Raw genomic sequence first — 12,965 nt, 5'->3', positions numbered from 1 at the left:
CGCTTCTGGACGGGCGGCTCTTATTTTTCAGTTCGCACTGACTTTCGATTCAGGCGGTCAACTGGCCGTGGCAGTGCTTGTACTTCTTGCCTGACCCGCAGGGGCACTCGGCATTGCGGTTGAGATTGGCCCAAGTCGCCGGGTTGTTCTTGTCGATCCCATTCGGGCTCGCCGCCGGCGCAGGTGCCGCAGGAGCTGCCTGTTGCTGCGGCACCTCGGCCCGCACTTCGATATGCGACAGCATCGACGTCGCCTGCTCGCGCAGACGATCCAGCATCGCCTCGAACATTTCGAAGGCTTCGCGCTTGTACTCGTTCAAGGGATCGCGTTGACCATAGGCGCGCAGGCCGATCGCATGGCGCAGATGGTCCATGTTGAGGAGATGCTCTTTCCAATTCTGGTCGAGCACCTGCAGCACCAGCGACTTCTCGATGGCGCGCATCAGTTCCGAACCGATATTGGCGGCCTTTTCAGCCATCTTGCGGTCGACCGCTTCGACCAGACGCTCACGCATCGCCTCGTCGGCGATCCCTTCTTCCTTCGCCCAATCGGCAAAGGGCAAATCGAGCGCGAAGATGCGCAGCACTTCTTCGTGCAGGCCCTTCGTGTCCCACTGTTCGGCAAAGGCCTTTTCCGGCACATAGCGACCGATAAGCTCCTCGATCACCTCGTGACGCATGGCGAGCACCTCTTCCTTGAGGTCCTCGGCGCCCATCATCTCGCGGCGCTGTTCATAGACGACCTTGCGCTGGTCGTTCATGACGTTGTCGAATTTCAGCAGGTTCTTACGAATTTCGAAGTTGCGCGCTTCGACCTTCTGCTGCGCCTTTTCAAGCGCCTTGTTGATCCAGGGATGGACGATCGCCTCGCCTTCCTTCAGCCCCAAGCGCTTCAGCATCGTGTCCATGCGCTCGGACCCGAAGATACGCATCAGATCGTCTTCGAGAGACAGGAAGAAGCGCGAGGCGCCGGGATCGCCCTGGCGGCCGGAACGACCGCGCAGCTGGTTGTCGATGCGTCGGCTTTCATGCCGTTCGGTCGCCACGACGAAGAGGCCACCGGCTTCCAGCGCTATCTTCTTCTTGGCCTCGACATCGGCCAGGATCGCGGCGATCTTCTGCTCGCGCTCGGGTCCTTCCGGCAGGTCCTTGAGCTCGCGCTCGACCCGCATCTTGACGTTGCCGCCGAGCTGGATGTCGGTACCGCGACCGGCCATGTTGGTGGCAATGGTGACGGCGCCGGGAACGCCCGCATCGGCGATGATATAGGCTTCCTGCTCGTGATAGCGGGCGTTGAGCACTGCGTGCGGAATCTTCTTCTTCTTCAGATAGTCGGAGAGCATCTCCGACTTCTCGATCGACACCGTGCCGACCAGGACCGGCTGGTTGCGGGCGCGGCATTCCTCGACCAGTTCGGTAATCGCCTTGAACTTCTCGGCGGCGGTCCGATAGACCTCGTCGTCGTAATCCTTGCGGCTGACCGGCACGTTGGTCGGGATCTCAACGACGTCGAGACCGTAGATATCGGAGAATTCCGGCGCTTCCGTCATGGCCGTGCCGGTCATGCCGGCAAGCTTCGGATACATGCGGAAATAGTTCTGGAAGGTGATCGAGGCCAGAGTCTGGTTCTCGTTCTGGATGGTGACGTTTTCCTTGGCCTCCAACGCTTGGTGCAAGCCTTCGGAATAGCGCCGGCCTTCCATCATGCGACCGGTGAACTCGTCGATGATGACGACCTTGTCTTCCTTGACGATGTAATCGACATCGCGCGTAAAGAGCTTATGGGCGCGCAGGGCTTGGTTGACGTGGTGGACCAGGCTGATATTGCCGGTGTCGTAGAGCGTGCCCGCCTTCATCAGGCCGACGCCGCGCAGCAACTGCTCGATATGTTCGTTGCCGGCATCGGTCAGCGTCACGTGACGCGACTTCTCGTCCTTCTCGAAATCTTCATCGACCAGATGGGGGATCAGCTTGTCGACCTTGTAATAGAGGTCGGAATTGTCCTCGGTCGGGCCCGAGATGATAAGCGGCGTGCGCGCTTCGTCGATGAGGATGCTGTCCACTTCGTCGACGATGGCGAAGTTGAAGGCGCGCTGCGTCATATCCTCGGCGCGATGCTTCATGTTATCGCGCAGGTAGTCGAAGCCGAACTCGTTGTTCGTCCCGTAGGTGATGTCGCACTTATAGGCGGCACGGCGCTGCTCGTCGTTGAGGCCGTGAACGATGCTGCCGACACTGAGGCCCAGGAAGCGATAGACCTGCGCCATCCAGTTGGCGTCACGGCTCGCAAGGTAATCGTTGACGGTGACGACGTGGACACCCTTGCCTTCGATCGCATTGAGATAGACCGGCAGGGTGGCGACCAGGGTCTTGCCTTCGCCGGTCTTCATTTCCGAGATCTTGCCCTGATGGAGGACGATGCCGCCCTTGATCTGGACGTCGAAATGGCGCTGGCCCAGGGTACGCTTGGCCGCCTCGCGGACGGTAGCGAACGCGTCAGGCAGAATATCGTCGAGGGTCTCCCCCTTTTCCAGCCGCCCGCGCAGCCAGTCGGTGCGCGCCTTCAAGGCCTCATCGGAAAGGGCTTGGACCTCTGGCTCCAGGGCATTTACGGCGGCGACGGTCTTGTCCAGGCCCTTGATAAAACGGTCATTCGCGGATCCGAAGACCCGCCGCGCCAAAGCCGCGAACATGTTGGGAAATCCTTAAAATTCCGGAATCTGGTTGGGCAAGAGATAGGTCTCTGCAATGGCCCTGTCAACTTGGGGTGAAGTACCGGAAATCCTTGACCTTTCCGCTTGTGCGGACGGTTGGCGCGCGGCATAGTCCCCGGCGCCCGCGGGGTTGGCGGCCTGAAGCGGCCGTCCCCGGCCGGGCATTTTCAGGCACCAAAGGATACCCCTAATCCCATGGCCACTCAGACTTTCCGCCAGGCCCTCGCGGCCGGCGCCCTCCTGGTCCTCTCCCTCAGCGCGGTTCCCGCCTGGGCCCAGGATAACAGCTCGACCACCGCGCCGGCTCCTGCCACACCGGGCACGCCCGACCCCAAGCTGGTCGTCGCCAAGCTCAACGGCACCGACATCACGCGCCAGGACATCATCGATTCCGCGTCCGGCCTCGACCCGCAGATCCGCAACAATATCGACCAGTTCTTCCCGCAGCTGCTCGACCGTTTCATCTTCCTGAAGCTGGTCGCTGAAAAGGGCCGCGCCGACGGTCTCGACAAGGACCCCGACGTGGTCAAACTGGTCGATGAGAATGTGCGCCAGATCGAGGACAACGCCATCCGCCAGGTCTTCTTCAACAAGATGATCAAGGACAAGGTGACGGATGAGGCAGTCGACGCCCGTTTCAACGAGCTCAAGAGCAAGTTCGACGAGGACCTGAAGAAGACGCCGCCGGAGCGCGAGATCGCGGCCAGCCATATCCTCGTCAAGACCGAGGAAGAGGCGAAAGCCATCATCGCCGATCTGGAGAAGGGCGCCGATTTCGGCAAGCTCGCCGAGGAAAAATCGATCGACCCCAGCGCCAAGAGCAACAAGGGCGCGCTCGGCTGGTTCACCAAGGGCGCGATGGTCAAGGAATTCGAAGACGCGGCATTCGCGCTGAAGAATGGCGAGACCAGCAAGGCCCCGGTCAAGTCGCAGTTCGGCTATCACGTCATCCGCGTCACGGGCGACCGCAATAAGGCCCTGCCGACCTTCAACAAGACCAAGGACGAGGTTCGCCTGGACCTGGTCGAGGAATTGCGCGAACAGGTCGCCAAGGATCTCAAGGATGCCTCCAAGCTCGAGGTCATCGATCCCAATGGCGGCGTGAAGCAGGCGCAGTAAGATAGCGACGGCGTTACCGGTCCGGTCGATACCGGACCGGTAACATTTATCCTCTACCCAACACTGATACCCAACCTCAGAAAGGCCGACGACAGATGGGCGCCAAGGTCTCGCCGCTTGCACCGAACGTGATTCATCCGTTGCCGCCCCTGAAAGGCGTCCGATTGGCCGCCCGCGAATGCGGCGTGCGCTACAAGGGCCGCAAGGACGTGATGCTGATGGAAGTGGCGCCCGGTAGCACCATCGCCGGTGTCCTCACCCGGTCGCTCACCTGCTCGGCGCCGGTCGATCTCTGCCGCAAGCATCTCAAAGGCGGCAAGGCGCGGGCCATTCTGGTGAATGCAGGCAATGCCAACGCCTTTACCGGCAAGGTCGGCGTCGCCTCCACCGATCGCTGCGTCAAGGCCGCCGCGAAGACCCTGAAATGCCAGCCGCGCGAGATCTTCGTGGCATCGACCGGCGTCATCGGCGAGCCGCTCAACGATGCGCGCATCACCGACAATCTGCCGGCCCTCGTCAAAGACCTCAAGGAAGATGCCTGGAACGATGCCGCCCGGGCCATCATGACCACCGACACGTTTGAGAAGGTGGCCACCCGCACCGCCAGGATCGGCGATACGACCGTCACCATCAACGGCATCGCCAAGGGGTCCGGCATGATCGCCCCCGATATGGCGACGATGCTGGCCTTCGTGGCGACCGACGCCAAGATCCCGGCTCCCATCCTGCAGACCCTGCTGTCGAAGGCGGTCGACAAATCCTTCAACTGCATCACCGTCGATGGCGACACGTCGACCTCGGACACGCTGCTGCTGGTGGCGACGGGCTTGGCCGGAAAGCACAAGAAGCCCGTCTCGGCCACTGACCCGATCCTCAAGGAGTTCCGCGCGGCGCTCGACTCGCTTCTGACCGACCTTGCCGTGCAGGTCGTCCAAGATGGCGAAGGCGCTGAGAAGCTCGTCACCATCGAAGTGTCCGGAGCCGCCAGTGCCGCCGCCGCGCGCCGCATCGGCCTTGCCATCGCCAACTCACCGCTGGTTAAGACCGCCATCGCCGGCGAAGACGCCAATTGGGGCCGTATCGTCATGGCGGTCGGCAAATCCGGCGAGAAAGCGGACCGCGACAAGCTGGCGATCAGCATCGGCGGCGTCGAGATCACCAAGAACGGCCAGCGCCGCCCCGACTATGACGAGGCGCCGGTCGCCGCCCATATCAAGACGCGCGACGTCCATATCGGTGTCGATGTCGGTGTGGGCAAGGCGAAGGCGCGCGTCTGGACCTGCGACCTCACCCATCGCTATATCGAGATCAATGCCGATTATCGTTCCTGACATCGAAACGGAACGCCTGCGCCTGCGCCCGCTCCGGCAGTCGGACGCGGCCGAGGTGACGCGCCTCGTCAACGATTTCGAAGTGGCGCGCTACACGGCGACGATCCCGCATCCCTACGACATAAAGATGGCGCAGGATTTCATCGCGACGCCGGAAGCGTCACCCGATGCGGTGTCGCGCTTCCTCGACGATCCGGAAGCTGCGATCGTCCTGGCGATCGAGCGCAAGGACGGTGACCGCCTGTTGGGTTGTGTCGGCCTGCAGAAAACCGCCGAGGGGCCGGAAGTCGGTTACTGGATCGGCCGCGAATATTGGGGCTTCGGCTATGCGTCCGAGGCGGCCGGCCGGCTGGTGCGTCTGGCTTTCGAAAACTTTGCCCTTCCTGAACTCATCGCCTCGGCCGTGACGGTCAACGACGCCTCGCACCGTGTGCTGGAGAAATTGGGCTTTGCCGTCTCCGGCACGGGAGAGATCCATTCGCGGGCCCAGAACAGCCACCTGCCGGTCATCCATCGGCGCCTCAAGCGCAACGATTGGCTGCGCGCCACCGGTCGCGCCGCATGACGGACAAGAAGATGCTTCTGGTGGTCGCAGTGGCGCTTGTCGATGCCGACGGCCGCGTTCTGCTGGCGCAGCGCCCCGAAGGAAAGAGCATGGCCGGCCTCTGGGAATTTCCCGGCGGCAAGGTGCATGACGGCGAAACGCCGGAAGCCGCTCTCATCCGCGAGCTGCACGAGGAACTCGGCATCGACGTCAAGGAAAGCTGCCTCGCTCCCCTCACCTTTGCCTCGCATACCTATGAAACGTTCCATCTGCTGATGCCACTCTATGTATGCCGGCGCTGGGAAGGCCAGGTACATGGGCGCGAAGGGCAACAGCTTGCCTGGGTCCGGCCGACCCGACTTGGCGACTATCCCATGCCGCCGGCCGACAAGCCGCTCATTGCCATGATCTGCGATTTGCTGTGAGATCGTTCGGCACGCACTGATTGTTGCGAGTCGATGAAAATCCCGGGGAACAGTAAAATGCGATCAATCGTCCAAGTCGGCGTCGCCCTCCTCAGCCTGCCGGTTCTGGCTGGCGCCTTCGCTGCATCGGCTGCGGCCGACGACCCGATTGGCCTGGTGCAGCGCGTGCAGAACGCGGTCTATGGGACAGAGCCGCAAGGGAACCGCACACCGAAGTTCCGCCGCGATGGCATCGTCTTCAACGAACTGATCGAGACGACGCAGAACAGCGCCATCGAAATCGGCTTTGTCGACGGGTCCGAGCTTACGATCGGCGCCCAGGCCAAGGTGCAGATCGACCATTTCACCTTCGATCAGGAAAGCGGCGATGGCGAGGCGACCCTCAACCTCGGCAGCGGCGCGTTTCGGTGGATCACCGGCCTGATGCCGCCCGATGGGATGGACATCGAAACCCCGACGGCGACCATCAGCATCCGCGGCACCAATGTGAAGATCGGCGTCCGCGCCAACGGCAATACTGAAATCGGGCTCGATGACGGCGCCGTGCATATTCTCGCCAAGGGCAACGGCGCTGTCGCCGACATCAAAGAAGGGCAAAGCGCCCGCGTGACGCCGGATGGGATCGAGATCATCGATCGCGTCATCTCTGTGGCCGACGGCGTCGTCGACGATGGCTGGTTCAACTCGCGCGACCAGGATCGCGGCAAAGACAATTCAACCGGCGGCCATGACAGCCAAGGCGGCGGCCAGAACTAATTCAAAAAGCCTAGCATGAACGGCCGAAGACATCGGTCAGGCTTACCTCGCCGCTGCCGCGTCTTGCCGGCTGCTGCTGCGATGGATCTGGCGCCCAGCCGGTAAGAAAGATGGCCTGGAATGTCGCCCGGATGCGGCCGTCCGATTCTGCAAACCGTTCGGCATAGAGCAGGCTGGCGCGGGCAACGACGTTGCGGCTGAGCGGCCGGCGCGACCGGGCAATGAGGGCATTGCCTTCGCCCATCCCGCGCAGGTCGCGCATCAGGCCGATGGCATCCGCATAGGTCACGGTGATCGTTTCGGCATCGGCCACCGGCAGGGCAAAGCCCGCCCGCTGTAACAGGCCGGCGGCGTCGCGCAGCCCCACCATCGGCGAAACGCGCGGGCTGGCGCCGCCCGTCTCGGCAAGTTCCGCCTCCATCAGGCACTGGCGCAATTCGGTGAGGGTTTCGCCCCCCAGCATGACGCCGAGAAAGAGCCCGTCGGGCCGCAGCGCATTGCGAATCTGGATGAGCGCGCCCGGCAGATCGTTGATCCAATGGAAGCCAAGACAGGAAAGGACGAGATCGAGGCTGCCCGCCTCGAACGGCAAGGCGACCAGGGAATCGCCATCCAGCAAAGGTGCGGCAGAAAGCGTCGTCATGCCACCCACCGCCGGATCCAGTTCGGCGCGGATATCCGCCAGCAATCCGGCGCGCGGCGAGAGGTCGGCGGCCTTGGGGAATTGGCGTCGCACATCGGCCAGTCGATCCAGCAATCGCGTTGCCAGTTCGCGGAACAGGAAGTCGTGTCGGGCAAAGCCTGGCTCGGCCCGCTGCCGCTGCCGCGCCAATTGCCGATGGTCGAATATGCGGGGATCGTCGCTCATGGCGGCGGAGTATGCCCAAGCCGTTGCCCGGCGCAACCGGCTTTGCCACGATCGATGGTTGACGCCTCCATGATCTCTTCGTCAAATAGGATTATGGCACTTTCACCGCCCATCACCACAAGGCTGCCCAGACCGATCCGGCATCTGTGGCACCGCGCGCTCGATACCGTGCTCCCGGCGCGCTGCCTCAAATGCGGCGAGGTCGTGTCGACCGCATCTGCCGGCCTCTGCCCCACCTGCTGGGGTGCCTTGAGTTTCCTTGGCGAGCCCTGCTGCAGTTGCTGCGGCCATCCGTTCGAATTCGATCTGGGCGTTGATGCCCTGTGCGCCGCCTGCCTCGAAAGCCCGCCCCCTTTCGACCGGGCCCGTGCGGTGCTGCGCTACGACGAGGCCAGCCGGGACCTGATCCTGGCCTTCAAGCATGCCGACCGAACGGCGCTGGCGCCCAGTTTCGCGGCCTGGGCCCAGCGCGCCGGGCGGGACCTCATCGCCGATTGCGATCTTATCGCACCGGTCCCCCTGCATTGGTCGCGTCTCTTCGCTCGCCGTTACAATCAGGCGGCCCTTCTGGCGAATGCCTTAGGAAAAGCCACGGGAAAACCGACGGCGCCCGATTTGCTGCTGCGCCGACGCGCCACCGTGCGCCAGGGGCATCTTGGCCGCCTCGCCCGCGCCCGCAACGTGGCCGGTGCCTTCGCACTCAACCCGAAGCGCGCGGATATGCTGGCGGGGCGGAAAGTCCTGCTGGTCGACGATGTTGTCACGACCGGGGCCACCATCAGCCAATGCGCCGCCGCCCTCCGCCGCGGCGGGGCGGCGGCTGTCCATGTCCTTGCAGTGGCCAGGGTCATCCAGTCGGCCTGATGGGTGGGGCTACCCTAAATTCTTTGCGTTCCGCGTCAAAGATTGCTTGTGCCGGCCGGAACCGCGCCCCCTTGTCAACCGGCCCTCAAAGACTGACATTAGGCAGCAGTGGGCGGGTAACCCTGTTTTACCCTCGATCGGTGTTTAAATGGCTAAAGTCGAAATCTACACCACGCAGATTTGCGGTTACTGCTATCGGGCCAAGAAGCTCCTGCAGGAGCGCGGCGCCAATTTCACCGAAATCGACGTCATGGCCGATGGGCAGAAACGGGCCGAAATGCGCGAACGGGCCGGCGGGCGCACATCGGTCCCCCAGATTTTCATCGACGGCAAGCATGTCGGCGGCTGTGACGATCTCTATGCCCTGGACCAGGCCGGGAAACTGAAGCCGCTGCTGGAACCTGCGCACTGAGCGCAGCACCGCAATTCATCTTAAGGGAACATCGCCATGACGCAGACCGTCTTTTCTGCCGCTTGCGTACAAATGAACTCAGTGCGCGACGTGGCGCCGAACATTGCCGCAGCCAGCGATCTCATCCGCGCCGCCCACGCCCAGGGCGCCAAACTGATCGTGACGCCCGAGAACACGACGATCATCGAGCCCGACAAGAAGGCCTCGCTCGCCAAGACGCCGGCCGAGGCCGAACATCCCGGCATCCCCGCCTTCTGCGGTCTGGCCAAGGAACTCGGCGTCTGGCTGGTGATCGGCTCCATGCCCGTCCGGGCCGAACCGACCCGCATCGCCAACCGGCAATTCGTCTTCAACCCGGCAGGCGAAATCGTCGCCCGTTATGACAAGATCCATATGTTCGACGTCGATCTGCCGACCGGCGAAAGCCACCGCGAATCCGCGCAGGTGCGGCCGGGCGTCGAGGCGGTCGTGGCCGATACGCCCTGGGGCGGTCTCGGCCTCACCATCTGCTATGATGTGCGCTTTGCCTATCTGCACCGCGCGCTGGCGCAAGGCGGCGCCAAATATCTGACCGGTCCCGCCGCCTTCACCGTGCCGACCGGCGAGGCACATTGGCATGTCCTGCTGCGCGCCCGCGCCATCGAAACCGGTTGCTTCATGTTCGCCGCCGCCCAGACCGGCACCCATGCCGACGGCCGCGGCACCTATGGCCATTCGCTGATCATCGATCCCTGGGGCAAGGTGCTGGCCGATGCCGGCAGCGAGGTCGGTGTCGTAACGGCCGAAATCGATCCCGCGCTTGTCACGAAAGCGCGCTATGCCGTACCGGCCCTGACTCACGATCGCAGCTTCACCAAGCCGCAGGCGCCGCTCAGCGCCGCTGGCGAATGACACCTAAGATAAACAGATTGAGACAGAGGAGTTAGCTATGAGCCTGCGACTTGGCGATACCGCCCCGGATTTCGAACAGGACTCGACTGACGGCAAGATCAAGTTTCATGACTGGATCGGCAATTCCTGGGCGATTCTCTTTTCACATCCGAAGGACTTCACCCCGGTCTGCACGACCGAGCTCGGCGAGGTGGCACGCCTCAAGCCCGAATTCGACAAGCGCAACACCAAGGTGATCGGCCTTTCCGTCGACGGCCTCAAGGAACATCAGGGCTGGATCGGCGACATCAAGGAAACGCAGGGTCACGCCCTCAACTTCCCGCTGCTCGCCGATGCCGACCGCAAGGTCTCGGAACTCTATGACATGATCCACCCGAACACCGATGCGACCGCGACCGTGCGTTCGGTCTTCATCATCGGGCCGGACAAGAAGGTGAAGCTGCAGATCACCTATCCGATGAGCACCGGCCGCAATTTCGACGAGATCATCCGCGTCCTCGACTCGCTGCAGCTCACCGCCAACTTCAAGGTGGCGACGCCGGTCAATTGGCGCGATGGCGACGATTGTATCATCCCGCCCAGCGTCCCCGACGCCGAGGCCGACACACTCTTCGCGAAGAAGGGCTACAAGAAGATCAAACCGTATCTCCGCATCACCCCGCAGCCGAACAAGTAAGCGGCAGGAGACGAACAAAAGCCCCGCAAGAAACTGCGGGGCTTTTTCTATTCCATCACCTTCACCACATCCCCAACCTTGACCGCGCCCGGCCTTGCCACCGCACTATAGATTCCGGCCACGGTCTTGTTGGCGACGGTGGCATGCAGAATGCCTGGATCGTTGGGCAAGTCGCCCTGCGCGCGCGTGGTAAGGGCGCAGCGTTTGCAGACATCGTTGACGTCGAACGTTGCCTTGCCGATTGCCACATGGCTGCCGATCCAATCCTGTTCAAGGAAGCCGACCGCCTCGCCCGCATCGAGCATGATGTTGGGCCGGAAGCGGGCCGGCGCAAAATTCCCGTCAGGATGCTCCTCGGCAAGGCGCCGCAAGGTCGCGCTGGTCAGCATGTGGCAGTGGCTGTGCTCGTAGAGTTTCGGCACGCGACTGCCGTCATTGACGACCAGGGCCGCCGGCATGGCGAGCCGGTCGCTGATGATCCGGTCGATTTCCGCATCGTCGCTGCGCAGCGTTTCGCCATCGGCAAAATCGAGTTCCACCACGGGGCGCGGCGCATCGACGGCGGTGAGAAAACGCGCATTCCAGGTGATGATCGGCCGATAATTCTTCTTGGCGCGGCTGGCATGGGCGACGACACCCAATTCCAAGTCGACGATGGCAAAGGCCCGGTCGCCGGGAATGCCCTTGGCGCCGAATGCCGCCGAGGCCAGCTCCTCGCCCCGCACGCTTTGCACCGGGTACCGATAAAGACCGCTCACCTTGACGTTCACGCCATCTCTCCCTTCGCAATGCGCCAGACCAGGGTCAGTCGCATATCCTTGTCTTCCAGTTCGATCGAGGTCGGCACTTGATAGCGTGCCACCTCGACAAGACCTTTGCGCGGCAGATAGGCGCGTCCCGGATCGCCCATCAATATTGTCACACCAGCTTCCGCCAGTTGCTCGAACCAGGCAAAGACCCGTTCCGCCATCGGTCGCTCGTAACACACATCGCCAGCCAGGACGATATCGAGGCCCAAATCCATGCGCCCAACCAGGTCATCCGTCACCACCTCGACCAAGCTCTTGTTGAGGCCGGCATTGAGACGGATCGCTTCGGCAGCGAAGGCATCGATTTCAGCAGCAATCACCGAGGCGGCACCGGCGCGCGCGGCGGCGATGCCGGAAAGGCCGCTGCCGGCCGCAAAGTCCAGGACCTTCCGGCCACGGACGACCGCCGGCTGATCGATGATATAGCGGGTGAGCGCTTGCCCCCCCGGCCAGCAGAAGGCCCAGTAGGGCGGCGGCAGCTCCATATCGTCGAGCTCATTCTGTGTCGCGCGCCAGATCGGGCTGATCTCGGTGGCAAGGTGCAGCTTCAGCTCCGGCACCAGGCTCGGCCGGGCGATCTTGGTTTGCGCGCGAATGAAGGCGGCGCGACCCTTCAAAGCCAAACCCGGTCCAGCACGATGCCGAAGAGGAGAATCCACCCGACGAACCGGTTGGAGCGAAACTTGTCGAGGCAGTCGGCCGGGTCGTCGATATCGACATCGACCAATTGCCACAGCAGATGCGCCAGGACACCGGCGAGCCCCAGATAGGCGATCCAGCCGCTCGCCGTCGCCCACAAGGCCGCGCCGAAACAGAAGAGGGTGAGTGCGCCAAATGCCAACAGCCATTTCTTGGTGCCGGCACCAAGACGCAACGCTGTCGATTTGACGCCGATGAGCGCATCGTCGGCCTTGTCCTGGTGGGCATAGATCGTGTCGTAAAAGAGCGTCCAGAACAGCCCGCCGACATAGAGCCAGACAGGTGCCGGGGCAAGGCCCGCCCAGATCGCCGCCCACCCCATGAGGGCGCCCCAATTGAAGGTGAGACCCAGGAAGGCCTGCGGCCACCAGGTAATCCGCTTCATGAACGGATAGGTGACGACGAGGATCAGGGAGGCTGCGCCGAGACCCACTGCGAAGAGGGGCAATTGCAGCAGGATGATGAGGCCCACCAGCAATTGCAGGCCGAGGAAGACGAGCGCCTGCGTGAGGTTGAGCGCACCGGAGGCGAGCGGCCGCGTCGCCGTCCGTGCGACTTTGGCATCGAAATCGCGGTCGGCGATGTCGTTGATCGTGCAGCCCGCCCCGCGCATGACGATGGCGCCGAGGGCGAAAAGAAGGATCAGCTTGAGGTCCGGCGCAAAGCCCTGCGGCGTGGCGAGAGCCAGCGACCACCAGCAGGGAAAGAGCAGCAACCAGGTCCCGATCGGCCGGTCGAGCCGCGCCAGCCGCGCATAGGGGCGCAAGGGCGCCGACAGGAAACGGTCGACCCAGTCGCCGCTCTTGATATCTCCGGGCCTGTTTTCAGGGACCTTGTTCATGGGTTTATCATGTCATG

14 protein-coding genes are annotated in these 12,965 nt (G+C 63.0%); 9 read left to right on the top strand and 5 right to left on the bottom strand.

Annotated elements, in window-relative coordinates; all coding sequences use genetic code 11:
- Positions 1-49: 49 nt before the first annotated feature.
- Entirely contained in the window at positions 50-2,692 is a 2,643-nt protein-coding gene (secA, locus tag ACE3PP_RS18865) for a preprotein translocase subunit SecA (protein ID WP_374384825.1), read from the bottom strand.
- Between the two features lie 216 nt (positions 2,693-2,908).
- Between secA and ACE3PP_RS18860 the strand changes: the two genes are divergently transcribed.
- The 5 genes from ACE3PP_RS18860 to ACE3PP_RS18840 all read left to right on the top strand — a co-directional run bounded on the left by ACE3PP_RS18860 (position 2,909) and on the right by ACE3PP_RS18840 (position 6,888).
- Positions 2,909-3,832, top strand: a complete 924-nt coding sequence (locus ACE3PP_RS18860) for a peptidylprolyl isomerase (protein WP_374384824.1) — start codon at positions 2,909-2,911, stop codon at positions 3,830-3,832.
- Positions 3,833-3,927: 95 nt separating this feature from the next.
- On the top strand, positions 3,928-5,163 hold the full coding sequence (gene argJ, locus ACE3PP_RS18855) for a bifunctional glutamate N-acetyltransferase/amino-acid acetyltransferase ArgJ (protein ID WP_374384823.1): 1,236 nt from the start codon (positions 3,928-3,930) through the stop codon (positions 5,161-5,163).
- A complete protein-coding gene (locus tag ACE3PP_RS18850; RefSeq protein ID WP_374384821.1) occupies positions 5,144-5,728 on the top strand; it encodes a GNAT family N-acetyltransferase in 585 nt (194 codons plus the stop codon). Before argJ ends, ACE3PP_RS18850 begins: the two co-directional genes overlap by 20 nt.
- Entirely contained in the window at positions 5,725-6,132 is a 408-nt protein-coding gene (gene mutT / locus ACE3PP_RS18845; RefSeq protein ID WP_374384820.1) for an 8-oxo-dGTP diphosphatase MutT, read from the top strand. Before ACE3PP_RS18850 ends, mutT begins: the two co-directional genes overlap by 4 nt.
- Positions 6,133-6,189: 57 nt before the next feature.
- Positions 6,190-6,888: a FecR domain-containing protein gene (locus tag ACE3PP_RS18840; protein ID WP_374384819.1), complete on the top strand. Its 699-nt coding sequence runs from the start codon at positions 6,190-6,192 to the stop codon at positions 6,886-6,888.
- Between the two features lie 10 nt (positions 6,889-6,898).
- On the opposite strand, the gene ACE3PP_RS18835 is transcribed toward ACE3PP_RS18840, so the two are convergent.
- Positions 6,899-7,756, bottom strand: a complete 858-nt coding sequence (locus tag ACE3PP_RS18835; protein WP_374384818.1) for a methyltransferase domain-containing protein — start codon at positions 7,754-7,756, stop codon at positions 6,899-6,901.
- Positions 7,757-7,849: 93 nt separating this feature from the next.
- On the opposite strand from ACE3PP_RS18835, the gene ACE3PP_RS18830 reads away from it, so the two are divergent.
- From ACE3PP_RS18830 to ACE3PP_RS18815, 4 genes are all read left to right on the top strand, one after another.
- Positions 7,850-8,620, top strand: coding sequence for a double zinc ribbon domain-containing protein (locus tag ACE3PP_RS18830; RefSeq protein ID WP_374384817.1), 771 nt, complete (start codon positions 7,850-7,852; stop codon positions 8,618-8,620).
- Between the two features lie 148 nt (positions 8,621-8,768).
- A complete protein-coding gene (gene grxC / locus ACE3PP_RS18825; RefSeq protein ID WP_374384816.1) occupies positions 8,769-9,032 on the top strand; it encodes a glutaredoxin 3 in 264 nt (87 codons plus the stop codon).
- Positions 9,033-9,068: 36 nt separating this feature from the next.
- On the top strand, positions 9,069-9,923 hold the full coding sequence (locus ACE3PP_RS18820; protein ID WP_374384815.1) for a carbon-nitrogen hydrolase family protein: 855 nt from the start codon (positions 9,069-9,071) through the stop codon (positions 9,921-9,923).
- 37 nt (positions 9,924-9,960) lie between these two features.
- Positions 9,961-10,599 (top strand): peroxiredoxin, encoded by a 639-nt coding sequence (locus ACE3PP_RS18815; protein WP_374384814.1) that lies wholly within the window; start codon positions 9,961-9,963, stop codon positions 10,597-10,599.
- Positions 10,600-10,646: 47 nt separating this feature from the next.
- Here the strand turns inward: ACE3PP_RS18815 and ACE3PP_RS18810 are convergent, their stop codons facing one another.
- From ACE3PP_RS18810 to ubiA, 3 genes are read right to left on the bottom strand one after another with little or no spacing between them, the layout of a single operon-like run.
- The gene (locus ACE3PP_RS18810; protein WP_374384813.1) at positions 10,647-11,369 is read right to left on the bottom strand and encodes an MOSC domain-containing protein; all 723 of its coding nucleotides are present in this window, start codon (positions 11,367-11,369) and stop codon (positions 10,647-10,649) included.
- The gene (locus tag ACE3PP_RS18805; protein WP_374384812.1) at positions 11,366-12,025 is read right to left on the bottom strand and encodes a methyltransferase; all 660 of its coding nucleotides are present in this window, start codon (positions 12,023-12,025) and stop codon (positions 11,366-11,368) included. Before ACE3PP_RS18805 ends, ACE3PP_RS18810 begins: the two co-directional genes overlap by 4 nt.
- Complete coding sequence (ubiA, locus tag ACE3PP_RS18800) at positions 12,022-12,948, bottom strand: 4-hydroxybenzoate octaprenyltransferase (protein WP_374384811.1); 927 nt, start codon at positions 12,946-12,948, stop codon at positions 12,022-12,024. The genes ACE3PP_RS18805 and ubiA overlap by 4 nt, the downstream gene beginning before the upstream one ends.
- Between the last annotated feature and the right edge of the window lie 17 nt (positions 12,949-12,965).

This window comes from Dongia sp., assembly GCF_041910485.1.
Taxonomy (GTDB): Bacteria; Pseudomonadota; Alphaproteobacteria; order Dongiales; family Dongiaceae; genus Dongia.
The sequence above is the reverse complement of the archived record's forward strand: the minus strand, read 5'-3'. Positions and strand labels throughout refer to the sequence as shown.

Bases quoted from the DNA above. Each gene is read 5' to 3' on its own strand.
- secA (WP_374384825.1), bottom strand. From the start codon at position 2,692: ATGTTCGCGGCTTTGGCGCGGCGGGTCTTCGGATCCGCGAATGACCGT.
- ACE3PP_RS18860 (WP_374384824.1), top strand. From the start codon at position 2,909: ATGGCCACTCAGACTTTCCGCCAGGCCCTCGCGGCCGGCGCCCTCCTG.
- argJ (WP_374384823.1), top strand. From the start codon at position 3,928: ATGGGCGCCAAGGTCTCGCCGCTTGCACCGAACGTGATTCATCCGTTG.
- ACE3PP_RS18850 (WP_374384821.1), top strand. From the start codon at position 5,144: ATGCCGATTATCGTTCCTGACATCGAAACGGAACGCCTGCGCCTGCGC.
- mutT (WP_374384820.1), top strand. From the start codon at position 5,725: ATGACGGACAAGAAGATGCTTCTGGTGGTCGCAGTGGCGCTTGTCGAT.
- ACE3PP_RS18840 (WP_374384819.1), top strand. From the start codon at position 6,190: ATGCGATCAATCGTCCAAGTCGGCGTCGCCCTCCTCAGCCTGCCGGTT.
- ACE3PP_RS18835 (WP_374384818.1), bottom strand. From the start codon at position 7,756: ATGAGCGACGATCCCCGCATATTCGACCATCGGCAATTGGCGCGGCAG.
- ACE3PP_RS18830 (WP_374384817.1), top strand. From the start codon at position 7,850: ATGGCACTTTCACCGCCCATCACCACAAGGCTGCCCAGACCGATCCGG.
- grxC (WP_374384816.1), top strand. From the start codon at position 8,769: ATGGCTAAAGTCGAAATCTACACCACGCAGATTTGCGGTTACTGCTAT.
- ACE3PP_RS18820 (WP_374384815.1), top strand. From the start codon at position 9,069: ATGACGCAGACCGTCTTTTCTGCCGCTTGCGTACAAATGAACTCAGTG.
- ACE3PP_RS18815 (WP_374384814.1), top strand. From the start codon at position 9,961: ATGAGCCTGCGACTTGGCGATACCGCCCCGGATTTCGAACAGGACTCG.
- ubiA (WP_374384811.1), bottom strand. From the start codon at position 12,948: ATGAACAAGGTCCCTGAAAACAGGCCCGGAGATATCAAGAGCGGCGAC.